Below are 24905 nucleotides of genomic sequence, written 5' to 3'. Positions count from 1 at the left end.
GCCGGTTCCGGAGCCCGGCCCGGTTCCGGCGGTGTGGCAGTCTTGCCGGGTGACAAGACCACCACAGGTGGCCGGCCCGGGGCTGAGTTCGGCTGAGGTTGCCCAGCGGGTGGCCCGCGGGCAGCGCAACGACCTGCCGCCCCGCTCGGGACGCAGCGCCGCCGACATCGTGCGGGCCAACGTATTCACCAGGATCAACGCGATTCTGGCCGTCATGCTCGCCCTGGTGCTGGCCACCGGCTCGTGGATCAACGGCGCCTTCGGTTTGCTGATCGTCGCCAACTCGGCGATCGGGATCATTCAAGAACTACGCGCCAAGATGACCCTCGACAGCCTGGCTGTGGTGGGCGAGGCGCGGCCCCGGATTCGCCGCGACGGCGTGGCCGCCGAGCACGCCCGCGACGAGATCGTGCTCGACGACCTCATCGAGATCGGGCCCGGTGACCAGATCGTGGTGGACGGAACCGTCGTCGAGGCCGACTACCTCGAGGTGGACGAGTCGCTGCTCACCGGCGAGTCTGACCCCGAGACCAAGGCTGAAGGTGCCGAGGTGATGTCGGGCAGCTTCGTGGTGGCCGGCAGCGGCGCCTACCGGGCCACCCGGGTGGGCAGCGAATCGTATGCCGCGCAGCTCACCGCCGAGGCCGCGAAGTTCACCCTGGTTCGCTCAGAACTCAGCCAGGGCATCAACCAGATCCTCAAGGTGATCACCTGGGTGCTGATTCCGGTGGGCCTGGCCACCGTGGTGGTGCAGCTCATGCAGGTGGGCAACGACTGGCGCCGGGCGGTGCTGGGCATGGCGGGGGCGCTGGTGCCGATGGTGCCGGAGGGACTGATTCTGCTGACCTCGGTGGCCTTCGCCCTGGGTGTCGTGCGGCTCGGCCGCCGCAACTGCCTGGTGCAAGAACTCCCGGCGATCGAGGGGCTGGCCCGGGTCGACGTGGTGTGTGCCGACAAGACCGGCACTCTTACCGAGAACGGCATGACCGTCGGGGAGCTCCGCCTGGTGAGCGGAGCGAGCGAGGCCGCGGTGCGCGCCGCACTGAGCCAACTGGCCGCGACCGACGGACGTCCGAACGCGTCCATGCAGGCCATCGGTGCCGCTTTCGGGCGCCCTGACGAGCCCTGGCCGGTGCTGGCCAAGGCGCCGTTCACGTCGGCCACAAAGTGGTCGGGCGCCACCTTCGTAGGGCCGGACGGGGCCGCGGCGACGTGGGTGATCGGCGCCCCGGACGTGCTGGCGAACCCGGACAGCGCCGTCCACGCCGAAGCCGAGCAATTGGCCTCCGGCGGGCTGCGGGTGGTTCTGCTCGGCACCTCCGAGCGGGCCGTCGACGACCCCACGGCACCCGGCGCCATCGCGCCGAAGGCGCTGGTCGTGCTCAACCAGCGGATTCGTGCCGATGCCGCCGAGACGCTGGCCTACTTCGCCGGCCAGAACGTGCAGCTCAAGGTGATCTCGGGCGACAACGCCGCTGCCGTCGGAGCCGTCACCCGTTCGCTCGGGGTGGTGTCGGGCACGGCGGTCGATGCGCGCACCCTGCCCGCGCAACCGCAGGCCTTCGCCGACTCGATCGAGTGCAACGACGTCTTCGGACGGGTCACCCCGCACCAGAAGCGGGCCATGGTCGCGGCGCTGCAGTCCACGGGTCACACGGTGGCGATGACCGGTGACGGCGTCAACGACGTGCTCGCACTGAAGGACGCCGACCTGGGCGTGGCCATGGGGTCGGGGTCGTCGGCAACCCGGGCCGTGGCCACGATCGTGCTGCTCGACGACAGATTCGCCACCCTGCCGCATGTCGTGGCCGAGGGACGCCGGGTGATCGGCAACATCGAACGGGTCGCCAACCTATTTCTGACCAAGACCATCTACTCGGCGCTGCTGGCCCTGCTGGTGGTGCTGTGGCGGGTGCCGTTCCCCTTTCTGCCCATTCACGTCACGATCACCGGCTGGTTCACCATCGGCGTGCCCGCGTTTCTGTTGTCGTTGCCGCCCAATAATGAGCGGGCCCGGCCCGGCTTCGTGCAGCGGGTGCTGCGGTTGGGGTTGCCGGCCGGGGTGATCGTCGCCACCGCGACATTCAGCACCTATCTGCTGACCATGCCCGGGCCTGGTGCGGGCGAGCAGGCGCTGCGGCAGGCCACCACGGCGACGCTGGCCTGCATGATCATTGCGTCCACCTGGGTGCTGGCCGTCGTGGCGCGTCCGTATCAATGGTGGAAGCTGGGGCTGGTCGGGTTGAGCCTGGCGGCCTACCTGATGATCTTCTCGCTGCCGCTCACCCGCGGGCTGTTCTTGCTCGACGTGGGCAACACCAACGCGCTGACCGTCGGGGTGGGGCTGGGTGTCGTCGGCGCGGCATGCATCGAAGCCGCCTGGTGGGTCAGCGGGCGGCTATTCGACGAACCACGTGTGGTGTGGAGGGCGGACGCCGGCGGCCCAGGGAAGCGCTGATTCTTCGCTGGTCGAGCTTGTCGAGACCTCGGTCAATTGGCTGTGGCGAGGGTGGCGGAACGCTCAGGAAACATTGACCAATGCGCCCACCGTCGGTTGAGCGTGTCGAAATCCCCTTGCCAGAGCCCGCATGGCCGAGGTCTCGACAAGCTCGACCAGCGAAGAATCAGCGCTTGTCTCAGCCACGCCGAGACGCTCTGCCACGTCGAGACGCCGGAGCTCCTTCCGGCGTCAGAGCCGGGCGGCGATCGCGTCCCCGACCTCGGTCGTGGAGCGTTTCGCGCCACCCCGCTGGGCGACATCTTCGTCGACGGCCGCGTCGATGCGGGCGGCGTCGTCGCGACGTCCGAGATGGTCGAGCAGCAGCGCCATGGAGCTGATCGTGGCGGTGGGGTCGGCGATGCCCTGGCCGGCGATGTCGGGCGCCGAGCCGTGCACCGGCTCGAACATCGACGGGAATACTCCCGAGGGGTTGATGTTGGCCGACGCGGCCAGCCCGATGCCGCCGGTCACCGCCGCCGCCAGGTCGGTGACGATGTCGCCGAACAGGTTGTCGGTGACGATCACGTCGAAGCGCTGCGGATCCTGCACCAACATGATCATGGTGGCGTCGACGTGCAGGTAGTCAGTGGTGATTTCGGGGTATTCGGCGGCCACGGCGGTAAAGATCCGGTTCCACAGCCCGCCGGCGTTCACCAGCACGTTGTGCTTGTGCACCAGGGTGACCTTCTTGCGGCGCCGCATGGCCCGCTCGAAGGCGTCCCGGACGACCCGCTCGACGCCTCGGGCGGTGTTCACGCTGACCTCGTTGGCCACCTCGAAGGGAGTCCCGGTCTGCATCGAGCCGCCGACCCCGCAGTACAGGCCCTCGGTGCCCTCGCGCACCACCACGAAGTCGATCGGGCCGCGCGCCACCACAGCGTCCGATAGGGGAGTGACCACGCCGGGGTAGAGCTTCGACGGCCGCAGGTTGACGTAGTGGTCGAAGGCGAACCGCAACTTCAGTAGCAGCCCACGCTCGAGCAGGCCGGAGGGCACCGACTTCGAGCCGGGCGCGGCACCGACCGCGCCGAGGATCAGGGCGTCGGCCTGGGCCAGCTCGGCCAGCACCGAGTCTGGCAGCACCTCGCCGGTGCGCTGCCAGCGCTCGGCGCCCAGGTCGTAGTGGGTGAAGTCGAAAGCGTCGGCACCGACGGTGGCGGTGAGCACCTTCAGGCCCTCGGCGACGACCTCTGGACCGATCCCGTCACCGGGGATGACAGCGATGTTCTGCGGCATGTCGTCACTGTAGAGTCCGCTCACTGGCTGAGATGCGCGTCTCAGCGATGCCCGCCGCCGGTTGAGAAGCGCGGGTCGCGCGGCCACCGTGGGGCAGCCGTCCGAGTAATGTCGTGCCCATGTCCTTGACCTTCTCGCTGACTCGCAACGTCGCACCCGCCAGCGCCGAACGCATCGCCGAAATTCATGCTGACCCGGGGTTCGGGGTGTATTTCACCGACCACATGGCAGTGGCCACCTGGCGGCAGGGCAGCGGCTGGGCTGATGACGCGGTGGTGCCGTACGGGCCGTTCCAGCTCGACCCGTCCACCGCGGTGCTGCACTACGCCCAGGAGGTCTTCGAGGGGCTCAAGGCCTATCGTCACGCCGACGGTTCGATCTGGCTGTTCCGTCCTGAGCGCAACGCCGAACGACTGATGGCCTCGGCCAGGCGGCTGATGCTGCCCGAACTGCCGGTGGACGACTTTCTCACCTCGATCGAGCAGTTGGTGAAGGTGGACGCCGCCTGGGTGCCCGATGCCGGGGGCGGCGAGGCCAGCCTGTACCTGCGGCCGTTCATGTTCGCCAACGAGTCGTTCCTGGGGGTGCGGGCGGCCCAGCGGGTGACCTACGCGGTGATCGCCAGCCCGGTCGGCCCCTACTTCTCGGGCGGCGTGCAGCCGGTCAACATCTGGGTGACCGATCAGTACAGCCGGGCCGGCAAGGGCGGCACCGGCGCGGCCAAGTGCGGCGGAAACTACGCCAGTTCGCTGATCGCCCAGTACGAGGGCGTCGACCACGGCTGCTCGCAGGTGCTGTTCGCCGACGCCGGCACCGGGGTCAACGCCGAAGAACTGGGCGGCATGAACCTGATGGTGGTCACGGCCGACGGTCAACTGATCACGCCCGAGCTGAGCGGCACCATTCTCGCGGGCGTCACCCGCGACTCGATCCTGACCGTGGCCGCCGATCTCGGTCTCAACCCGGTGGCGCGACCCATCACGCTGGCTGAGATCTTCGACCGCATCGACTCGGGCGATATCGTCGAGGCGTTCGCCTGTGGCACCGCCGCGGTGCTCACCCCGGTGGCCGCCTTCCGTTCCCACCAGGGCAATCACGTGATCGGTGATCAGCCGGGGGAGCGCACCATGCAGATTCGTTCGGCGATTCTCGACGTGCAGTACGGCCGGGCCGAAGACTCCCACGGCTGGCTGCGCCGGGTGGTCTGAGGCCGGGTGGCCTGAGGCCGGGTGGCCTGAGCGAATCGCCGGGTTCCATTGCGGCGTCACTGGCAACGGGCGGCCCGGTGGGTACCGGTCTGAGGCGAACTGTCACGCCGGCATTGGCCAAACCGCACCCGTGGCTGTTGCCCGTTCGCGTGGATCAGTGTGAAATGTGCACACCAGTCGAATGGCCCCAGGGAGAAACCCCTAGTCATATTGCATTGGCCCGTGCTGGCAGCTCTACTGGTGCGAAGATTTCACAGTTTTCTGCGGGTTCAACTCAGGGCAGCGAGGGCGGCGTTGTAGTCGGGCTCGTCGCCGATGCTGTCGGTGACCTGCACGTGGGTGACGATCCCGCCGACGGCGACGATCACGCTGCGGGCCAGCAACCCCTGCAGCGGGCCGTTCAGCATGGTGAGGCCGTAGTCCTGGCCGAAGCTGGAGCGGAACGCCGAAGCGGCGATGACGTGCTCGATGCCCTCGGCACCGCAGAACCGGCCCATGGCGAAGGGCAGGTCGTGCGAGACGCACAGCACGGTGGTGTCGTCGAGCCCGGCGGCCAGATCGTTGAACCGCCGGACGCTCAGCGCGCAGACTCGGGTGTCGAGGCTGAGAAAGATGTTCAGCACCCGGCCCAGGCAGGGCAAGCGCCACGACCGGTGAAACGTGCGCACCATAGGTCTCAGAGCCTGAGACCTATTGCCCCTGGATGGACGTAGGTGGAGACTCGATTGTCTGCGATGTTTTCCAGGCATGACCCAGAACGAGGCGCAATGACGAGTCTTCCCGCGGCACCGGACACCTTTCACGTCTTCGATACCACTCTTCGAGACGGCGCCCAGCAAGAGGGACTGCGGCTGACCGTCGCCGACAAGCTCAGGATCGCCCGCCACCTCGACGAGCTGGGCGTGCACTTCATCGAGGGTGGCTGGCCGGGCGCCAACCCGAACGACACCGCCTTCTTCGCCGCGGCCGCCGACGGCGAGTTGCAGTTGCGGCACGCCGAGTTGGTTGCCTTCGGTTTCACCCGCCGGGTCGGCGCCAAGGCGGCTGACGACCCGCTGGTGCAGGCTCTGATCGACGCCCGCACCCCGGTGGTGTGCATCGTGGCCAAGAGTCACGACGAGCACGTCTTCCGGGCCCTGCACGCCACGCTCGATGAGAACCTCGAGATGATCCGCGACACCGTCAGCCACTTGGTGGCGGCCGGTCGCCGGGTGTTCGTCGACTGCGAGCACTTCTTCGACGGCTACAAATCCAACCCCGGCTACGCGCTCGAGTGCGTGCGCACCGCCGCTGAGGCCGGTGCCGAGGTCGTCGTCCTCTGTGACACCAACGGAGGCATGCTGCCCAGCCAGATGGGCGACATCGTGACGGCCGCCGGCGCGATCGGCGTCGATCTGGGCGTGCACTGCCACAACGACACCGGCTGTGCGGTGGCCAACACCCTCGCCGCCGTTGACGCCGGGGTGATGCACATTCAGGGCACCGTGAACGGCCACGGCGAGCGCACCGGCAACGCCAATATCATCACGCTGATCGCCAACCTGCAGCTCAAGTACGGCTGGTCGGTGGTCCCCGAGGCGTCGTTGCGCGAGGCCACCCGGCTCAGCCATGCCATCGCCGGCGTTACCAACCTGCCGCCGAACACCCGGCAGCCCTACGTGGGCCTCTCGGCGTTCGCGCACAAGGCAGGGCTGCACGCGTCCGCGATCAAGGTGGACGCCAACCTGTACCAGCACATCGACCCCACCCTGGTGGGCAACGACATGCGCATGCTGGTCAGCGATATGGCCGGCCGCGCCAATATTCAGCTCAAGGGCGAAGAGCTGGGCTACGACCTGTCTGATCGCGACCTGGCCGGACGGATCACCGACACGGTCAAGCAGCGCGAGATGGACGGCTACAGCTACGAGTCGGCCGACGCCAGCTTCGAGTTGCTGCTGCGCGAACAACTCGACCTGGGCGACGACTTCTTCGAGGTGCTCAGTTGGCGGGTGTTGACCGGCCACGAGGTGAAGCCCGAGGGTGACTCAGAGGCCACCGTGAAACTGCGCGCCCGGGGCGAGATTCTCGCCTTTGTGGGTGAGGGACACGGCCCGGTCAACGCGCTCGACATGGCGCTGCGGGCAGCGCTCAAGCAGGCGTACCCGCACGTGGACGACTTCGAGCTGATCGACTACCGGGTGCGCATTCTCGACCAGGGGCACGGCACGGATGCCATCGTGCGCACCCTGATCGACACCACCGACGGCGAGCGCACCTGGACCACGGTCGGGGTTGGCACCAACGTGATCGAGGCCAGTTGGGAGGCGCTGTACGACGCCTACCGGTGGGGGCTGACCAAGCGCGCCATCCTGGTCGGCTGAGGCGCCACGATTTTCGCTGGTCGAGCTTGTCGAGACCTCGAGTATGTCGAGACCTCGAGTATGTCGCTCCGGCAAGGGGACTCGACAAGCTCGACCAGTGAGAAAACAGCGTTTCCCTATGATCGGGCCATGAGTGATGCTCAGGGCCGGCTGCGCGTGGGCAACGCCGAGCGCGACGCCGCGGTCGCCGAACTGCAGCGCGCTGCCGCCGACGGCAAGCTGACCGCGGACGAACTCGCCGAACGCACCCCGCAGGCTCGGACGGCACGCACCTATGACGAACTGAGGGCGCTGTTGGCCGACTTGCCGGCCGCCCCCTCCGGCGGCACCCGCGGCGCAGCTACAGCAGGTCGAGCCCTACCCGCCGGCACCGGCGTACCGGCGCAGCGCCATCCCGCCGGCCGCCCCGCGGCCAGGGTTCTCTCTTTACGATCCGCTGGTCCTCACCGCCGGCCTAACCCGCGCCAAGCGAACCGGACCGTGGGAGGTGCCGCCATTCCTGCAGGTGCAAGGACTGGCCGACAATGTCCGGCTGGATTGCCTGCAGGCGAGGTCCAGCAGCGAGGTGATCGACCTGGAGGTGCTGCCGGGCGTGGGCACGGTGCTGGTAATCGTCCCCGAAGGCTGGGGCGTCCAGTGCGATCGACTGGGCAGGACCTGGGGGGCGGTCAGTTGCACGGTGCCCAGTCAGGCGTCCTGGGGCAATCCGCTGATCGTGGCCAGGGGCTCGGTCGGGTTGGGCAAATTCAAGGCCCGGGGCGCCAACTGGTTCGATCGCCGGCGCCTCGGACAGGTCCGCTGAGTAGACACTGACTTTTCGCTGGTCGAGCGTGTCGAGACCTGGGGTTTGCGGCTGTGGCAAGGGGTTTCGACAAGCTCAACCAGCGGCGGGACAAGCTCAACCAGTGGCGGGTTGTGTTGCTCAGCGTTAGGGAACCGCTGATCTGTTGCCGGTCGAGCGTGTCGAGACCTCAGTCATCATGGTGTGGCAAGGGGTTTCGACAAGCTCAACCGGCTGTAGGCGCATTGAACAGTGCTTCCCTGGGCAGCGGCGTCCGGGCGGTTCGGACGCCGCCGTTCGTTACTTGGCCAGGATCACGCTTGCGCCGGCGTCGATGAAGTCGGCGTCGGGGTCGTCGAACCAGGTGCCGTTCTCGCCCAGATAGCGGAAGGCAACGATGTAGTCGACGGGAACCTTGACCGTGGCGCTCATGGTGCCGTTGGAGCGCTTCTTCAAGGGGGCTGCGCCCGGCTTCCAGTCATTGAAATTGCCAACCACCGAGACTTTGCCAGCGGGGTGGTCGGACGGCAGGGCGAAGGTGATGGTGCGAACGGCGGACTTGGCGGAGCCGGTGAGCTTCAGCATGGCGGACTTTCAGGCCTTTCGGGTTCGATTCACTGGTTCGGAGGGCACCGGCGAGGCGGGGGGAAGGCTGCCCGGGGACCACTTTGCCAGGTACTAGTAGGTCTGACTATTTCGGGCGTGTCCGCCTCCGCCGACGGATGCTCCATCGCTAAACTGGCTCGAATTGCAGGCTGGAGGAGAATTCGGCACTGATCGGCCGGAAGTCCTTTTCGCACTCTTTACGCCCCCTGCTGACTCTTGTGGAACCACACAAAGGGCACGAAGCAGGAGGAGTCATGAAGAGGATCGTTACTACCGCAGCCACGCTGCTGGTCGCCACCGCAACGGGAGCACTGGCTGCCCCGCTGTCGCATGCGGTCACCGGTTCGGTGCCGAACCACCTCGTCTGTGACATCGTCAACCAATGCCGGCAGATCAATGGCGGGTATGTCGCTTCGCTCCCGACCAGGTGCATGCGGGTGCGGCGAACCGCAGGATCGGCCTATGCGACGTCTGGGTCAAGTCATTCTGATCGGTCGATCCGCTGCAGCACCAGAGGGCCGGCTTCGGCCGGCCCATCGCCGATCTCCCAGCCGCCGGCCAGCGCCTGTTCGGCCCGCTCGAACCGATCGGGGGTCTCGGTGTGCAGGGTGAACAACGGCTGGCCCTGCTCGACCGGCTCGCCGACCCCGGCCGTCCAGGTGACCCCGGCGGCGGCCTGAACCGGATCTTCCTTGCGTGCCCGGCCGGCACCCAGCCGCCATGCCGCCACGCCCACCGCCAGGGCGTCCAGCCTGGTCAGCACGCCCGAGCGCGGCGCCTCAATCACCCGGGTGTGGGCGGCGACCGGTAGCGGAGCGTCGGGGTCGCCGCCCTGGCCGCGGATCATCGCATTCCACACCGTCAGCGCCCGGCCCGAGGCCAGCGCCTCGGCCGGGTCGGCGTCGACGCCTGCCACGGCGAGCATCGCCCGGGCCAGGGTCAGGGTCAGCTCCACCACGTCGGACGGCCCGCCGCCGCGCAGCACGTCGACGGCCTGGGTGACCTCGACGGCGTTGCCGGCGGCCCGGCCCAAGGGGGATTGCATCGAGGTGACGTAGGCCACCGTGCGCACCCCGGCGGCGGCACCCAGGCCCACCATGGTGCGGGCGAGTTGCTCGGCGTCCGCACGCTGCCGCATGAACGCCCCGCCGCCGGTCTTCACATCGAGCACCAGGGCGGGGGTGCCCTCGGCGATCTTCTTGCTCATGATCGAGGAGGCGATCAGCGGAATCGACTCCACGGTGCCGGTGACGTCGCGCAGGGCGTAGAGCTTCTTGTCGGCCGGGGCCAGGCCAGGCCCGGCCGCACAGATCACCGCACCCACGTCGTCCAGCAGCCGCAGCCGTCGTCCAGCAGCCGCAGCATCGTGGCGGGGTCGAGGTCGGCGCGCCAACCCGGTACCGACTCGAGCTTGTCGAGCGTGCCGCCGGTGTGCCCCAGCCCGCGCCCCGACAACTGCGGAACTGCTGCGCCACAAGCGGCGACGATCGCTGCCAGAGGCAGCGTGATCATGTCGCCGACTCCTCCGGTGGAGTGCTTATCGACCACCGGACGGCTCAACGCGCTGAAGTCCATGCGCTCACCGGTTGCGATCATGGCCGTCGTCCAGGTGCTGAGCTCGGCGGCGTCCAGGCCCCGGAACACGATCGCCATGGCCAACGCCGCCATCTGCTCGTCGCCGACCCGTCCGTCGGTGTAGGCGGGGATCAGCCAGTCGATCTCGGCGTCGCTCAGCCGGCGGCCGTCCCGCTTGGCCCGAATCAGATCCACGACGTCGAAGCTGTTCATGGCGCCGAGTATGGCAACGGCGGGCGTGCCAGAGCCAGCGGCCCGCGGCGGTTAGGCTGGCGCCCATGCGCATCGCTCGTTATGTCGCCGATGGTGGCGATCCCGCCTTCGGCATCGTCGAACTCGCCCAGGACGGTTCCGGACACCCCGATAGCATCGCCGCGATCACCGGCGACCCGCTGGCCGGCCCGGTGAACTACACCGGCGAGCGGGTGCCCCTTGAGGCCGTGCGGCTGGTCAGCCCGGTGATTCCGCGCAGCAAGGTGATCGGCATCGGCCGCAACTACGCCGCCCACGCAGCCGAACTCGACAACACAGTGCCCGAGCAGCCGCTGGCCTTCATCAAGCCGAACACGTCGGTGATCGGGCCGGGCGAACCGATCGTCTACCCGCCCGAGACCGAGAACCTGCACTTCGAGGGCGAACTGGCCGTGGTGATCGGGCGCATCTGCCGCCGGGTGCCGCGCGAACGGGCCGCCGAGGTGATCTTCGGCTACACCGTCGGCAACGACGTCACCGCCCGTGACCTGCAGGCCGGCGATAGGCAGTGGGCGCGGGCCAAGGGCTTCGACTCGTTCTGCCCGCTGGGGCCGTGGATCGTCACCCACCTCGGCATCGACGAGGCCAGTGACCTGCGGCTGATCACGAGCGTCAACGGCGAGCCCAAGCAGGACGGCCGGACGTCCGAGTTGGTGCACGGTATCGCCGCGCTGATCGAGTACGTCAGCGGCTTCACCACCCTGCTGCCCGGCGACGTGATTCTCACCGGCACCCCGGCCGGGGTCGGTCCGTTGACGCCCGGTGACAGCGTTTCGGTCACGATCGAAGGCATCGGCACGCTCACCAACTCCGTGGTGGAGGAGAGCTGAGGTGGCCATCGAACCCGCCCACACGTCGTGGCTCGACCGGTTCGCCACCGAGCCGACCCCGACCGGGGTGACCTACGACGAGATTCTGCTCGGTGCCGAGGACCGTCCCAAGCTGCGCAGCCTGGCCGGCATCATGACCGCGCTGCTGCTGTTCTTCACCGTGGCCATCGGCGTCGGCCAGTTGGTCAATTGGCTGGGCTGGCTGCTGCTGCGGCCGGGCGGCGACTACCTCGACTGGTTACGGGCCAATGCCGCCTTCGAGAATCCGTGGGGGATGCTGGCCGGGCATCTGGCGCTCGCGACGCTGATTCCGATCAGCCTTGCGGTGGTGGTGTTCGTGCACCGGCGTCGTCCGGGCTGGCTGGCGTCGGTACGTCCGTGGTTCCGGTGGCGCTACCTGGGGCTGAGCATGGGCATCGCGCTGGTGGTGTTCAACCTGTTCCTGTTCCTGCAACACCTGGGGCAGCCGTTCCCGGCGCTGCAGCCGCAGCCGAACTACTGGGTCTTTCTGGTGGTGATCGTGCTCACCGCACCCCTGCAGGCGGCCGCCGAAGAGGTGTTCTTTCGCGGCTACCTGCTGCAGTCGTTCCATACCCTGGCGCCGCGCAGTCCTTGGTTCGGCGTGGTCTGTTCGGCGGCGCTGTTCGCGCTGTTTCATGGCACCCAGAACCTGCCGCTGTTTCTCGACCGGTTCGCCTTCGGCGTGCTGGTGGGCGTGCTGGTGGTCAAGACCGGCGGGCTCGAGGCGGCGATCGGGGCGCATGTGATCAACAACCTGCTGGCTTTCGGCTACGCCGGGCTGTACTCGACCATTGCGCAGGTGAAGGCCACCCAGGTGATCGGCTGGGTCGACCTGGGTTGGGATCTGGCCGGCTTCGGCGTGTACACCGTGCTGGCCATCATTCTCGGGCGGCGGCTGAAGCTCGACACCGCCACGCCGGGCATCAAGAAGCGCGAGGGCGTCGACCCGTGGGACGTCCAGCGCTGAGTCGGATAACGCGCTGGCGGTGATCGAGGTGGGCGGCGTCGCGGCGCCACCAGTGATCGAGCTTGTCGAAATCCAGCCGACGGGCGACCGGCGAACGGATCCCGACCCGCTCGACCAGCGCACGAGTGCCCAGATTTGGAGCGGGTGGGCCAATTCGGTAACGTTGTCTCTCGCTGGTCCGAGCGGCCGGCAGTGGGGTATGGGGTAATTGGCAGCCCGCCGGATTCTGGTTCCGTCAGTCTAGGTTCGAGTCCTAGTACCCCAGCGCAGATGATTGGCCGAGGCTGCGCTGGCTTTGGTAATCTTCTTCACTGTCGCTCGAAGCGACCGCTAGGGCCCCGTTGTGTAGCGGCCTAGCACGCCGCCCTCTCAAGGCGGTAGCGCGGGTTCGAATCCCGTCGGGGCTGCAAGATCGAAGGCCCTTGTCAGAACGAGTTCTGGCAGGGGCCTTGATCGTTCCCGGGCGAGGCTGGGGAACAACTCGGGAACACAGGCGGTAGCTCGATTCCCCGGCGTCGAGCCTGCGACCACCTCCCTGCGGCGCCGCTGGGCTGTCGGCGATGAGGCGAGGGCAGCCCAGGCGACGGACGAGCCGTTCCAGGTCGTCCCCGTTGCGGGCGACGCTTCAGGGAGGCGCTGATCAAACGCAACCCTCGCTGGCTGAGCGTGTCGAAACCCCTCGTGAGGGCGCACTGTTTGAGGTCTCGACAGGCTCGACCAGCGAAGAATCAGCGGTTCCCGAGCAACCCTTCTGCGCCAACATGTTCTGCTGTGGCCGTCCTCGGGGCTTGGCCGGCGGTCAGCCGAAGGTGGCCGACAGTGCCTCGTCGATGATGCCGACCCCTTCTTCGGCCTCCTCGGCGGTGATGACGGCGGGCGGCACGACGTGCAGCCGGTTCGCCGCGGTGAACGGCAGCAACCCGCGGGAGGTCAGTTCACCCTTCAAGCGGCCGATCGTGGCGTCGTCCACCGGGGTGCGGTCGGCCCGGTCGGCGACCAGCTCAACGGCCCAGAAGACGCCGACGCCGCGCACCTCGCCGATCGCCTCGTGCTTGTCTGCCAGCCGGCGCAGGCCGGGGCCGAGCTGTTGCTCACCGACGGAGCGAGCGTTGGCCACCACCTGCTCGTCTTGCATCGCCTGCAGGGTGGCGACGATGCTGGCCGCGGCCAGCGGATGCCCGGAGTAGGTCAGGCCGCCGGGGAAGACCCGGTCGTCGAAGTGGTGGGCGATCGGTTCGTTGATGATCACTCCGCCGACCGGGACGTAGCCGGAGTTGACCCCCTTGGCGAAGGTGATCAGGTCGGGGGTGATGCCGTACGCGTCCAGCGCGAACCATTCACCGGTGCGGCCGAACCCGGCCATCACCTCGTCCATGATCAACACGATGCCGTAACGCGTGGCGATCTCGCGGACGCCGGCCAGGTAGCCCGCCGGCGGCATCAGAACGCCGGCCGTGCCGGGAATGGTCTCGAGCAGGATCGCGGCCACGGTCTCGGCCCCCTCCAATTGGATCACTCGCTCCAGGTGCTGGAGCGCACGGGCGCATTCCTCCTGCTCACTGGTGGCCCAGAACTCCGACCGGTACAGGTAAGGGCCGAAGACATGCACGTGGCCCCGCGCGTACTCGTTCGGGTAGCGCCGCCAGTCGCCGGTGGCGACGATGGCCGCACCGGTGTTGCCGTGGTAGGAGCGGTACCGCGAAATCACCTTGTCGCGGCCGGTGAACAACCGGGCCAGGCGAATCGCGTTCTCGTTGGCGTCCGCGCCGCCGTTGGTGAAGAAGACCTTCTCGAAGCCGTCCGGGGCGCGCTGCACGATCAACTCCGCCGCCTTGGCCCGGATCGCGTTGGCGTGCGCCGGAGCCACGGTGGCCAGTGTGGCCACCTGCTCCTGCACGGCTGCCACGATGCGCGGGTGCTGATGGCCGAGGTTGGTGTAGACGAGTTGACTGGAGAAGTCGAGGTAGCGGTTGCCGTCGACGTCCCAGACCGTGGAGCCCTGGCCACCGGCAATCGGCAGACCACCCAAGCCGGCCTGTGCCGACCACGAGTGGAACACCCTGGCCCGGTCGTCCTCGAGCACCTGCTGATTGGTCAGCGGGGCCTGGGCGGGGTCGAGATCGACGGCGACGATCGGAGAGGTCATGTCGGGGCGTCCTTTCAGGCGATGGGTGAGTCGAGCCGGCCGGCCACGGTGGGGCCGGGTGGGGTCCAGTCTGACCCTACGCACTGTGCGCGAAAGCTACGATTCGTCTACTGACAATCATCTGTTGTGGACATTTCCGTACAGAGGTGACGTGTGAGCTGCACGCTGGCAGAACTCGTGGCCGAGCCGTCCTTCGGGTTGGAGTTTCGGGTGCCCGCAACCCCGTCGCTGCTGGCCGGCCCGATTCCCTGGGTGCACAGCTCGGATCTCGCCGACCCGACCCCATGGCTGCAGCCCGGTCAGTTGCTGCTCACCGACGGAGCCCAGTTCGGCCCCGAAGGCGTGAATGCCGACAGCTACGTGCAGCGCCTCGGCGAGGCGGGCGTACTGGCCCTGGGCTTTGCCCGTGACGTGCTGCACCCGTCGATTCCGGCTGAGTTGGTGGACGCCTGCCGCCGGCACGGGTTGCCGCTGCTCGAGGTGCCGGGCCGGACGCCGTTCATCGGCATCGTCCGGTTCGTGGCCGACCGGATCGCCGCGGCCAGCCGGCAGCAGTTGGAGTGGTCACTGCACGCGCATCGCGCACTGGCACGGGCCGCACTGCGGCCCGACGGACTGGAGGCGGTGCTGCACGAGTTGCAGCGCAGGCTCGGCGGCTGGGTGGCTCTCTTCGACGCCAACGGACGGCAGACCTCGGGCGGCACCGTCGGGCAGGTTCCGGCCGCGGCGCTGGACGAGTTGGGCGACGCGGTACGCACCGTGCTCACCCGCCGCACCCGAGCCGGCCTGCGAACCACCGCCGGCGGGTCCGAGATCGTGGTGCAGACCCTGGGCCAGCAGCACCGGTTGCATGGCGCTCTGGCGGTCGGGACGCACGACCCGCTCGGCCTGGCCGGCACCGACCTGGTCAGCAGCGTTGTCGCCTTCGCCAGCATCGCGCTCGACCAGACCCGACGCCTCGACCAGACCCGCCGCCGGCTGCGAGCCGCCCTGCTCGAAGTGCTGCGATCCGGCGAGAGCACGGCGGCCCGTCGCACGGCCGAACAGCTCTGGGGGCCGCTGCCGCACGCGCCGTTGCAGGTGATCGCCGTGAACGGCCCGGCCCCCGACCTGCTGGTGGCGGCCCTGGAACAGCACGTCGCCGGGTGTGGCGCAGAACTGTTCTTCGCCGAGCGGGACGCCACGCTGCTGTTGGTTGCGACCCAAGCAGCGCTGCAACCCGTACTCGACCTGCTCGCGGTGAGTGCGGCCGGGGCCTGCGGGGTGTCATCGGCGATCGACTGGCACGAGTTCGATCGGGGCCTGGACGAGGCCGGGCGGGCGCTCGAGTCGGGTCGTCTTGATGGTGAGGTCGTGCGGTTCGACGAACTGGCCGAACGCAGCCTGTTCGGCCTGTTGCACGTACCCGCCGGACGGGCAATGGCGAACCGGCGGCTGGCTGCGCTGATGCGGCTGGCTCCCGCCGAGCGCGACCTGCTGGTGCTCACCGCACGGGTCTGGTTGGGCAACAACGGCGCTTGGGACCCGACGGCCCGTGACCTGCGCGTGCATCGGCACACGGTGCGCAACCGGGTCGATCGCCTCGGCGAACTGCTCGATCTCGACCTGGCCTCGTTTCCCGGCCGGACGGAGCTGTGGGCCGCGTTGTCCCTGCTCACCGACGCCGGATCAGCCGACGATCTCGTCGATGATCAGCGCGGCGTGCAACGACGTCCGTGACTCGGCCTCATCGAGCGAGACCCCGAGAATCCGTTCAATCCGGGCCAGCCGGGCGTAAAAGGTGGGTCGGCTGAGGCCGGAGTTGCGGGCCGACTCGGACTTCGAACCGCCGGCCACCAGGTACGTGCGCAGCACCCCGATCAGGTCTTCGCCGGTTCGGGCGTCCTGCTCCCGGAGCCGGCCGAGCTCGGTGTCAGCAAAACTTCGAAGCCGGGGGTCTGCGCTCAGTTGGGCGAGCAGGCCCCGCAGCCGCACGTCAGCGGAGCGGAACAGCTTGCGCTGCCCGGGCATGGCGCGGCCGACCTCGGCCACGTGCCGAGCCTCGTGCAGCCGGGCGGCCGCGGTCACCAGGTCACCCGCTTCCCGTGCGGTGCCCGCAGCCCAGGCCCGTGCCGGCAGCCGTCCGCCGACCCGCTCCTCGATTCCGGCACAGACCGCCTGCAGCGCGCCTTCGACCCCGGCGGGGTAGGGGCAACCGATCAGCAGGGCGATCACCCCCGACCGCTGGATCGCGCCCACCGAGGTCAACCCAGATGCTGCAACGGCCTTGCGGGCGACGGCGAGCAGCAGTCGATCCACCGCTCCCTGAGCCAGGGCGTCGGCACCGGGGCTGCGTTCGACGCTGATCGCCAGCGGCGCGTACCGGGCGCTGGCCGCCATGCCCAACGACTGTGCGCGCAGCAGCGCTTCGGCCGGGTCGCTGACCCGTCCGGTGGCGAGGTCGTCGAGCAGCCCGCCCAGGGCCTGGACGAGGAGCGCCTCGCGGTCGGCCTCGAGCATGCGCTGCAGTTGCAGCGACTGGGCGGCCCGCTCCAGCACCGTGCGAGCGCGGTTCAGATCGGTCGTCGCGCTGGGCAGCACCAGCCTGCCCCACTGCTCGGGCCCGACCCCGACCGGCACCGCCAGCCATCCGCCGGGCGCCGGCAGCGCGTTGCGGCGAGAACGATCCGCCCAACCGTCGAGCAGGGTGATGGCCGGCGTGCCCGCCGCACAGAAAGCGAGCACGTGCTGGGTCAGGTCCTCGAGCACCACAGCGCCGCCCAGCATGTCGGAGGCCTTGTTGACGATGTCGCGCGGAGCGGCCCGGGCGAGGTTCAGCGTGGTGAAGGCCTGGTGGGTGGCCTGAGCGAACTGCACCTCGTCGTAGCGGTCTGCCACGATCATTCGGTGCACCTGTTCGGTGACGTCCACGAAGCGGATGCGGCGCTGCAGGGCCACCACGGGCAGGCCGAGCGCATCGGCCAGCCGGGCCACCTCGGGCGGTAGGGCGGTGACCTGGGTGCCCAGCTCGACGATCAGCCCCACCACCTGCTCCTCGGCCAGCATGGCCAGATACGCCTCAATCGCCGCACGATCGCCGGCCAGCGCCGAGCCGGTGGTCAACACGAGTTCGCCGCCTTGCAGCAGGCCGGTCAGGTCGGCGGCGTCGCTGAGGTGCACCCATCGGATGGCCCGATCGAGGCCGGCTGCGCCCCCGATCACCTGCGGCTCGGAGGTGGCGATGATCGGCAGGGCGATCACGTCGCGCACCGAGGGAATCATTGACAGAGTGTAACTATTTGGGATCGCAGAGTGACGATCTGTCGGGCAATGAACCGCAAGACTGTCAGGGAAGCATTGAGTTTTCGCTGGTCGAGCGTGTCGAGACCTCAAGGGGAGTGTTCTCGCGAGGGGTGTGGACAGGTTCGACCGGTGGTGGACGCACTGATCAGCGCTTGCTTAGGGCAACGCTGAGTTTTCGCTGGTCGAGCGTGTCGAGACCTCAAGGGGAGTGTTCTCGCGAGGGGTTGTGGACAGGTTCGACCGGTGGTGGACGCATTGATCAGCGCTTCCGTGGTCACATTAGACATCGTGGAAAGGGTGCCCGTGTTCACCTCTGACAAGCAGACGATCCCGCATTGGTTCAACAACGCCTGCTACCCAGGCACCGGCCAGAGCCGCAGTGAGGTGACCAACCCGGCAACCGGCGAGGTTACCGCCCACCTCGCCCTGGCCGACCAGGCCGATGTCGACGCCGTGGTCGCCGCCGCAGCAGCGGCGTTCCCGGCCTGGCGCGACACCTCGTTGGCCAATCGCACCCGCATTCTGTTCGCCTTTCGTGAGTTGCTCAACGCGCGCAGTGCCGAACTGGCGGCGATCATCACCGCCGAGCACGGCAAGGTGCTCTCCGACGCGCTCGGTGAGGTGAGCCGCGGCCAAGAGGTGGTCGAGTTCGCTTGCGGTATGCCGCACCTGCTCAAGGGCGCCTTCAGCGAGAACGCCTCCACCCAGGTGGACGTCCACTCGGTGCGTCAGCCGTTGGGTGTGGTCGGCATCATCTCGCCGTTCAATTTCCCGGCCATGGTGCCGATGTGGTTCTTCCCGATCGCCATCGCGGCAGGCAACACCGTCGTGGTCAAGCCGAGCGAGAAGGTTCCCACCGCCGCCTTGTGGATCGCAGAACTGTGGAAGGAGGCCGGCCTGCCCGCAGGCGTCTTCAACGTGCTCAATGGCGACAAGGTCGCGGTTGACGGGCTGCTGACGCACCCCGACGTAGCGTCGGTCTCGTTCGTCGGCTCCACCCCGATCGCGCGCTACGTGTATGAGACCGGAACCGCTCACGGCAAGCGGGTTCAGGCCCTCGGCGGGGCCAAGAACCACATGCTGGTGCTGCCCGACGCAGACCTCGACCTGGCCGCCGATCAGGCGGTGAACGCCGGCTACGGCTCGGCGGGGGAGCGCTGCATGGCGATCTCGGCAGTGGTCGCCGTCGGGGACATCGGCGACGAGCTGGTGGCCAAGATCAAGCAGCGAACCATTGGTCTGCGCACCGGCGACGGCACTCGTGGCTGCGACATGGGCCCGTTGGTCACCGCCGCCGCCCGACACCGGGTGGCCGGTTACATCGACGCCGGCGAGGCGGCGGGGGCCGAGTTGGTCGTCGACGGTCGTGCGGTTCAGGCCGACGCCGACGGTGCGGGCTTCTTCGTCGGGCCCACCCTGTTCGATCACGTCACCACAGAGATGAGCATCTACACCGATGAGATCTTCGGGCCGGTGCTCAGCGTGCTGCGGGTGGACAGTTACGCCGACGGCGTCCGGCTGATCAACGCCAACCCCTACGGCAACGGCACCGCGATCTTCACCAACGACGGCGGCGCCGCCCGGCGCTTTGGCAACGAAGTGGAGGTGGGCATGATCGGCATCAACGTGCCCGTGCCGGTACCCATGGCCTACTACTCCTTCGGCGGCTGGAAATCGTCGCTGTTCGGCGACAGCCACGCCCACGGCGCTGAAGGTGTGCACTTCTTCACCCGGGCCAAGGTGATCACCTCACGCTGGCTCGACCCGAGCCACGGCGGTCTGAATCTCGGCTTTCCGCAGAACACCTAAGTGGACCTCTCAGAGTGCCGAACCTGCCCGGCCCCACCGGTGGATCAAGGCGTGAGGAAAGGGCCGAATCAATGTGCCCACCGTTGGTTGAACTCGAGACCCTCTGATCTGCCGTTGTGGAAGGGGTTTCGACAGGCTCAACCAGCGAAATCAGCGTTTCTTCAGTCGCCCAGGTAGGCTACGGAGTGTTTGCACGTTTGGAAGGACCCCTCGGTGACCACAGGCCACTTGCCGCCCGCTGCCCGTGACGCCGCTCAGCACGCCGGAACCACACCACTGAAGCGCCTTGCCGCGCTGGTCGCGGCTGGCTCGGCGCTGGCGATGCTGGCCGGGTGCGCGCTGACCCCGGCTGTAGCCGGGCCCGCTGCCGCGCCCAGCGCGGTTGCGACGGCTTCGGCGAGTGCGGTGGTTGCCGCCTCGGCCACGGCCAGCGTCAGCGCGTCGGCCACGGCTACGCCCAGCCCGTCCCCGACCAAGACCACGCCGCCCGACCCCTGGACGCTGCTGAGCGCCTCAGTGCGCAAGAAGTTCAAGGCTTGCAAGAACGCCTCCGTGGGGCCCGGGTCGTCCGGGAGCTGCGCGACCCTGTTGCAAAAGGAACTCAAGAAGGCCGGGTTCTACACCTGGTCGATCTCGCGGCAGCTAAGCGTCGCGGGGGTCAACGCAGTGCTCAACTACCAGCGTTCTCGCGGCTTGAGCGCGGACGGTTTTGCCGGAAAGGACACCTGGCTCGCGTTGGCGTCGAAGGCTCCGACGGTGTCGAAGGAGTTGCCCAAGACCTGCCTCACCAAGGGCGTGGTGCTGTGCGTCGACCAGGCCCACCGCCGGCTCATCTGGCTACGCAACGGCAAGGTGGTGAAGACGTTCAAGGTGCGGCTGGGTGGCTACAACGAGCACGCAAAGACGCACATCTGGCGCAACTTCCCGACCGCTAACGGCACCTGGAAGGTCTACGACAAGCAGGCGAACCCGGTGTCGAAGACTTATGGTTCGGGCGCCATGCCGTACAGCACGATGTTCTACCCCGACATGTATGTGCATTACTCCCCGGGCTTTCACAGCGTTGGCTACGCCGGTTCGAGTCACGGGTGCGTGAACATCGGCAAACTCAGCGACGCCATCTGGATCTTCAAGAACACCCCGATCGGCGCCAAGGTTCACATCTACTCGACGAAGGCCTGACTCGGGGGACGGTTCCGGACGGTTCAGGGGACGGTTCTCGTGGTTCAGGGGACGGTTCTCGTGGTTCAGGGGACGGTTCTCGTGGTTCAAGGGACGGTTCTCGTTGGTTCAGAGCCAGGGCAATCCACCAGGCGGGTGCTGGCGGAGCCGACAGCCGTCTCATCGGACGCCGGCAGGTCTCGCGAGATGTGGAGGCGACGCACTCCGGACGTGCTGATACCTGTGACAGCGGCGATCGTTCGGTAGGCAATTGATCGGGTGCGCAGTTCGGCGATTGCCCGGCGGCGCACCCGCTCCGGCAATTTGCGAAAGCTGGACGGATCGCCGGCACCGCTGATGTGCTCCAAGAGGGTTGCCACCTGGACAAGCTCTTGCCGTCCGGGGGCTCGAGGTTCTTGGACCACCGGTTCGTCCCTTTCGCAGGCGGTGAGACCGTCCAGAGCATCGCGGGCTACCAAACGCTCAAGGTCGTCGGCGTCGATCAGGGGGCGAGTCGAACCCGAGCAATCGCCGGCTGCTCCAGCGGTACTCGTCCATGCGATCAACCAGCCCAGCTCGCACGGGGTTGTTCCACATGTAGCGCAGCAAAGTCACCAGATATGCGTCGTCTTCGACAGGCAGGCTCCGGAAGCGATCCTGAAAGACGTGCCCGGTGCGTCCGTACTTGCGATTGAATCGCCCCGCGTAGCGCACGCCGAGGCGCTTCATCACCTCGCTCAGGGATTCGACTGCCGGCCGGAGCACCAGATGGACGTGATTGGGCATCAGGCAATAGGCCAGGACTTTGCATCCGGACGCCGCGCGGGTGTCGGCGAGGGCGTTCAGAAACCCTTCGTAGTCGTCGTGCTCGAGAAAGATGACGTCACGATTCACGCCGCGAAGCATGACGTGGTAGATGCCCGAATCGGCCAACTGGCGTGCCTGTCGTGGCATGGCGCCTCCCTTGGTTCACGAGAACCAGAACGCTAACCGCTACGGCTGCTGTGTTCGGGACTAGGGGGTATTCGGGGCCGAAATCTGTGGATAAGTCGTTCCGTCCGCTGGGGAAGCCATCACGGAATTGGTTGGCGGGCTTGGACGAGTGGGAGCGCTCAACCGTTGAGAACCGTCCCCTGAACCGTTGGGAACCGTCCCTTGAGCCAGCGGGAACCGTCCCCTGAACCGTTGGGAACCGTCCCTTGAACCAGCGGGAACCGTCCCCTGAACCGTTGGGAACCGTCCCCTGAACCAGCGGGAACCGTCCCTTGAAGGTCAGCCCTCGGCGCCGCTGCGGCGTAGTACGTCGCTCAGTCGTTCCGCTGCCGCCATGACGGCGGGGGCGTGCAGCCGGCCGGGCTGGCGCGACAGCCGCTCAATCGGGCCCGAGACGCTCACAGCCGCGATCACCTTGCCCGAGGGGGAGCGGACGGGTGCCGAGACCGACGCCACACCGGCCTCACGTTCGGCGACCGACTGGGCCCACCCGCGGCGCCGCACAGTGGCCAGTGCCACCGCCGAGAACGACGACGACAACAACCCGCGCTGAATGCGTTCCGGGTCTTCCCAGGCGAGCAGCACCTGTGCGGCCGAACCAGCCGACATGGTCAATTGCGAACCTACCGGAATGGTGTCGCGCAGACCGGCCGGACGTTCAGCGGCCGCGGCGCACACACGCATGTCGCCCTGGCGCCGGAACAGTTGCGCCGACTCGCCGGTGATGTCACGCAACCGGGCCAGCACCGGGCCGGCGGTGGCCAGCAGCCGATCCTCGCCCGCGGCGGAGGCGAGTTCGGTCAACCGCGGGCCGAGCACGAAACGCCCTTGCAGGTCGCGGCTGACCAGACGATGATGTTCGAGAGCGACAGCCAAGCGGTGTGCCGTGGGGCGGGCGAGCCCCGTCGCGGTCACCAGTCCGGCCAGCGTGGTCGGCCCCTGTTCGAGGGCGGTCAGCACCAGGGCTGCCTTGTCCAGTACGCCAACACCGCTCGAGTTGTCCATAAGTTGATACTGCCGTCTCGGACTTTGATATGCAAGCCGCGTCGGCGTATCGTGCCGAAGAGGTCGAATCAGGTGTAGTCGAAGGAGCCAACGATGGGGAAGACCCTCAGCGACAAAGTCTGGGAGAGTCACATGGTGCGCAGTGCACCCGGCGAGCCGGACCTGCTCTACATCGACCTGCACCTGGTGCACGAGGTCACCTCGCCGCAGGCGTTCGACGGGCTGCGGCTGGCCGGACGCACCGTGCGTCGTACCAACCTGACCATGGCCACCGAAGACCACAACACCCCGACCCTGAACATTCTTGCGCCGATCGCCGATCCGGTCAGCAAGCTACAGGTCGACACCCTGCGCAAGAATGCCGACGAGTTTGGCATTCGCCGGCATTCGTTGGGCGACAAAGACCAGGGTGTCGTGCACATCATCGGCCCGCAGCTCGGCCTCACCCAGCCTGGCCTGACCGTGGTCTGCGGCGACTCCCACACCTCCACGCACGGCGCCTTCGGGGCGCTGGCGTTCGGCATCGGCACCTCCGAGGTCGAACATGTGCTGGCCACCCAGACCCTGCCGCAGGCCCGTCCCAAGACCATGGCCGTCAACGTCAACGGCACCCTGCGTGAGGGGGTCACGCCCAAGGACGTCGTGCTCGCCCTGATCGCCAAGGTGGGCACCGGCGGCGGCCAGGGTTACGTGGTCGAGTACCGCGGCAACGTCATGCGTGAGATGAGCATGGAGGGCCGCATGACCATCTGCAATATGTCGATCGAGTGGGGTGCCAAGGCCGGCATGGTGGCTCCCGATGAAACCACCTTTGCCTACCTCAAGGGGCGTCCGCATGCCCCGGAGGGCGACGACTGGGACGCCGCTGTGGCCTACTGGCGCACCCTCTACACCGACGACGACGCCGTGTTCGACGTCGAGGTCGACATGGACGCCGACCAGCTCACCCCGTTCGTCACTTGGGGGACCAACCCCGGCCAGGGTGTTCCGCTGGGTGCCGCGGTGCCTTCGCCGGACGACTTCACCGACCCGGTCGAGCGGTCGGCCGCCCAGCGCGCCCTGGAGTACATGGCGCTGCAGGCTGGCACTCCGATGCGCGACATCCGCGTCGACACCGTCTTTCTCGGCTCCTGCACCAACGGACGCATTGAAGACCTGCGCCTGGCCGCCTCGGTGATCAAGGGACGCCGGGTCGCCGACGGGGTGCGCATGCTGGTGGTTCCAGGCTCGGCCCGGGTGCGGCTGCAGGCGATGGCCGAGGGTCTCGACCAGATCTTCAAAGACGCCGGCGCCGAGTGGCGCGAGGCCGGCTGTTCGATGTGCCTGGGCATGAACCCCGACCAGCTCGCGCCGGGGGAGCGGTCGGCGTCGACGTCCAACCGCAACTTCGAGGGGCGTCAGGGCAAGGGCGGACGCACCCACCTGGTCTCACCGCCGGTGGCCGCGGCCACCGCGGTGCGGGGCACGCTGAGTTCGCCCTCCGACCTGTCCGCACCCGTCACCGTCTGAGGAGCATCCGATGGACAAATTCGATTCGCACACCGGCATCGTGGTGCCGCTGCGCCGCGGCAACGTCGACACCGACCAGATCATTCCCGCCGTCTACCTCAAGCGGGTCACGCGCACCGGCTTCGAGGACGGCCTGTTCGCCGCTTGGCGCAACGACCCTACCTTCGTGCTGAACAACCCCGCCTACGCACCCGGCTCGATTCTGGTGCCAGGCCCCGATTTCGGCACCGGGTCGTCCCGCGAGCATGCGGTGTGGGCACTGCAGAACTACGGCTTCAAGGTGATCGTCGGGTCTCGCTTCGGCGACATCTTTCGCTCCAACTCGGGCAAGGCCGGCTTGGTCATCGCCACGGTGCCGCAGGACGTGGTCGAGAAGCTCTGGCAGTTCGCCGAGGCCGAGCCGGGGGCCGAGGTCACCGTCAGCCTGGTCGACAAGACCGTCACCGCCGGCGATCAGGTCTACGACTTCACCATCGACGACTACACCCGGCATCGCCTGCTCGAAGGCCTCGACGACATCGGCCTCACCCTGAAGCACGAAGACCTGATCAGTGCCTACGAGGCCCGGCGCCCCGGCTGGCTGCCGCGCACCCTGCCGGTGCGCACCGCCGGTTGAGTTCGTCGAAGTCCCTGCTCGCGGGATTGCCGGCTCAGAGTCACC

18 protein-coding genes, 2 tRNA genes and 3 pseudogenes are annotated in these 24905 nt (G+C 67.9%); 14 read left to right on the top strand and 9 right to left on the bottom strand.

Going from position 1 to position 24905, the window contains the following annotated elements; genetic code table 11:
- Positions 1-49: 49 nt before the first annotated feature.
- Positions 50-2458: an HAD-IC family P-type ATPase gene (locus QM721_RS08570; protein ID WP_415120917.1), complete on the top strand. Its 2409-nt coding sequence runs from the start codon at positions 50-52 to the stop codon at positions 2456-2458.
- Between the two features lie 231 nt (positions 2459-2689).
- Here QM721_RS08570 and QM721_RS08565 read toward each other — a convergent pair whose 3' ends face one another.
- Positions 2690-3736 (bottom strand): 3-isopropylmalate dehydrogenase, encoded by a 1047-nt coding sequence (locus QM721_RS08565; RefSeq protein ID WP_415120915.1) that lies wholly within the window; start codon positions 3734-3736, stop codon positions 2690-2692.
- A gap of 119 nt (positions 3737-3855) precedes the next feature.
- Here QM721_RS08565 and QM721_RS08560 point away from each other — a divergent pair, with 119 nt between their 5' ends.
- Positions 3856-4944 (top strand): branched-chain amino acid aminotransferase, encoded by a 1089-nt coding sequence (locus tag QM721_RS08560; RefSeq protein WP_415120913.1) that lies wholly within the window; start codon positions 3856-3858, stop codon positions 4942-4944.
- 269 nt (positions 4945-5213) lie between these two features.
- Here QM721_RS08560 and tpx read toward each other — a convergent pair.
- Positions 5214-5567 (bottom strand): annotated as a pseudogene (gene tpx, locus QM721_RS08555) (thiol peroxidase); the annotation flags it as partial.
- 111 nt (positions 5568-5678) lie between these two features.
- Between tpx and cimA the strand changes: the two are divergent.
- The 3 genes and pseudogenes from cimA to QM721_RS08540 all read left to right on the top strand — a co-directional run bounded on the left by cimA (position 5679) and on the right by QM721_RS08540 (position 8109).
- Positions 5679-7307 (top strand): citramalate synthase, encoded by a 1629-nt coding sequence (gene cimA, locus QM721_RS08550; RefSeq protein WP_415120911.1) that lies wholly within the window; start codon positions 5679-5681, stop codon positions 7305-7307.
- 60 nt (positions 7308-7367) lie between these two features.
- Positions 7368-7604 (top strand): annotated as a pseudogene (locus QM721_RS08545) (DUF1707 SHOCT-like domain-containing protein); the annotation flags it as partial.
- 190 nt (positions 7605-7794) lie between these two features.
- On the top strand, positions 7795-8109 hold the full coding sequence (locus QM721_RS08540) for a hypothetical protein (RefSeq protein ID WP_415121073.1): 315 nt from the start codon (positions 7795-7797) through the stop codon (positions 8107-8109).
- A gap of 279 nt (positions 8110-8388) precedes the next feature.
- On the opposite strand, the gene QM721_RS08535 is transcribed toward QM721_RS08540, so the two are convergent.
- The gene (locus QM721_RS08535) at positions 8389-8673 is read right to left on the bottom strand and encodes an isoamylase early set domain-containing protein (protein ID WP_415120909.1); all 285 of its coding nucleotides are present in this window, start codon (positions 8671-8673) and stop codon (positions 8389-8391) included.
- A 502-nt stretch (positions 8674-9175) separates the two neighbouring features.
- A pseudogene (locus tag QM721_RS08530) lies at positions 9176-10482 on the bottom strand (thymidine phosphorylase).
- A gap of 65 nt (positions 10483-10547) precedes the next feature.
- On the opposite strand from QM721_RS08530, the gene QM721_RS08525 reads away from it, so the two are divergent.
- The 4 genes from QM721_RS08525 to QM721_RS08510 all read left to right on the top strand — a co-directional run bounded on the left by QM721_RS08525 (position 10548) and on the right by QM721_RS08510 (position 12746).
- Positions 10548-11351 (top strand): fumarylacetoacetate hydrolase family protein, encoded by an 804-nt coding sequence (locus tag QM721_RS08525; RefSeq protein ID WP_415120907.1) that lies wholly within the window; start codon positions 10548-10550, stop codon positions 11349-11351.
- Between the two features lies 1 nt (position 11352).
- The gene (locus tag QM721_RS08520; protein WP_415120905.1) at positions 11353-12339 is read left to right on the top strand and encodes a lysostaphin resistance A-like protein; all 987 of its coding nucleotides are present in this window, start codon (positions 11353-11355) and stop codon (positions 12337-12339) included.
- Positions 12340-12532: 193 nt separating this feature from the next.
- Positions 12533-12604 (top strand) — tRNA-Gln (locus tag QM721_RS08515).
- 69 nt (positions 12605-12673) lie between these two features.
- Positions 12674-12746 (top strand) — tRNA-Glu (locus QM721_RS08510).
- A 392-nt stretch (positions 12747-13138) separates the two neighbouring features.
- On the opposite strand, the gene QM721_RS08505 is transcribed toward QM721_RS08510, so the two are convergent.
- On the bottom strand, positions 13139-14485 hold the full coding sequence (locus QM721_RS08505; protein WP_415120903.1) for an aspartate aminotransferase family protein: 1347 nt from the start codon (positions 14483-14485) through the stop codon (positions 13139-13141).
- Positions 14486-14638: 153 nt separating this feature from the next.
- Here QM721_RS08505 and QM721_RS08500 point away from each other — a divergent pair, with 153 nt between their 5' ends.
- Positions 14639-16204, top strand: a complete 1566-nt coding sequence (locus QM721_RS08500) for a PucR family transcriptional regulator (protein ID WP_415120901.1) — start codon at positions 14639-14641, stop codon at positions 16202-16204.
- On the opposite strand, the gene QM721_RS08495 is transcribed toward QM721_RS08500, so the two are convergent.
- Positions 16154-17746 carry a PucR family transcriptional regulator gene (locus QM721_RS08495; protein WP_415120899.1) on the bottom strand — a complete coding sequence of 531 codons (1593 nt, stop codon included), beginning with the start codon at positions 17744-17746 and terminating at the stop codon, positions 16154-16156. The two genes, QM721_RS08500 and QM721_RS08495, sit on opposite strands and share 51 nt — an antisense overlap.
- Positions 17747-18094: 348 nt before the next feature.
- Here QM721_RS08495 and QM721_RS08490 point away from each other — a divergent pair, with 348 nt between their 5' ends.
- On the top strand, positions 18095-19576 hold the full coding sequence (locus QM721_RS08490; protein ID WP_415121069.1) for a CoA-acylating methylmalonate-semialdehyde dehydrogenase: 1482 nt from the start codon (positions 18095-18097) through the stop codon (positions 19574-19576).
- Positions 19577-19789: 213 nt separating this feature from the next.
- Positions 19790-20758, top strand: coding sequence for a L,D-transpeptidase family protein (locus tag QM721_RS08485; RefSeq protein WP_415120897.1), 969 nt, complete (start codon positions 19790-19792; stop codon positions 20756-20758).
- Positions 20759-20844: 86 nt separating this feature from the next.
- Here the strand turns inward: QM721_RS08485 and QM721_RS08480 are convergent, their stop codons facing one another.
- From QM721_RS08480 to QM721_RS08470, 3 genes are all read right to left on the bottom strand, one after another.
- Positions 20845-21117 carry a hypothetical protein gene (locus QM721_RS08480; protein WP_415120895.1) on the bottom strand — a complete coding sequence of 91 codons (273 nt, stop codon included), beginning with the start codon at positions 21115-21117 and terminating at the stop codon, positions 20845-20847.
- Positions 21118-21220: 103 nt separating this feature from the next.
- Positions 21221-21691: a transposase gene (locus QM721_RS08475; protein WP_415120893.1), complete on the bottom strand. Its 471-nt coding sequence runs from the start codon at positions 21689-21691 to the stop codon at positions 21221-21223.
- Between the two features lie 318 nt (positions 21692-22009).
- Positions 22010-22735, bottom strand: coding sequence for an IclR family transcriptional regulator (locus QM721_RS08470; protein WP_105185593.1), 726 nt, complete (start codon positions 22733-22735; stop codon positions 22010-22012).
- A gap of 93 nt (positions 22736-22828) precedes the next feature.
- On the opposite strand from QM721_RS08470, the gene leuC reads away from it, so the two are divergent.
- Both leuC and leuD read left to right on the top strand, forming a co-directional pair.
- The gene (gene leuC / locus QM721_RS08465; protein WP_415120891.1) at positions 22829-24244 is read left to right on the top strand and encodes a 3-isopropylmalate dehydratase large subunit; all 1416 of its coding nucleotides are present in this window, start codon (positions 22829-22831) and stop codon (positions 24242-24244) included.
- Positions 24245-24254: 10 nt separating this feature from the next.
- Positions 24255-24860 (top strand): 3-isopropylmalate dehydratase small subunit, encoded by a 606-nt coding sequence (gene leuD / locus QM721_RS08460; protein WP_415120889.1) that lies wholly within the window; start codon positions 24255-24257, stop codon positions 24858-24860.
- The last annotated feature ends 45 nt before the right edge of the window (positions 24861-24905 follow it).

This window comes from Micropruina sp., from assembly GCF_047602085.1.
Lineage (GTDB): Bacteria > Actinomycetota > Actinomycetes > Propionibacteriales > Propionibacteriaceae > Micropruina.
Note: the sequence above shows the minus strand (reverse complement) of the source record. Positions and strands in the feature narration are given on the sequence as shown.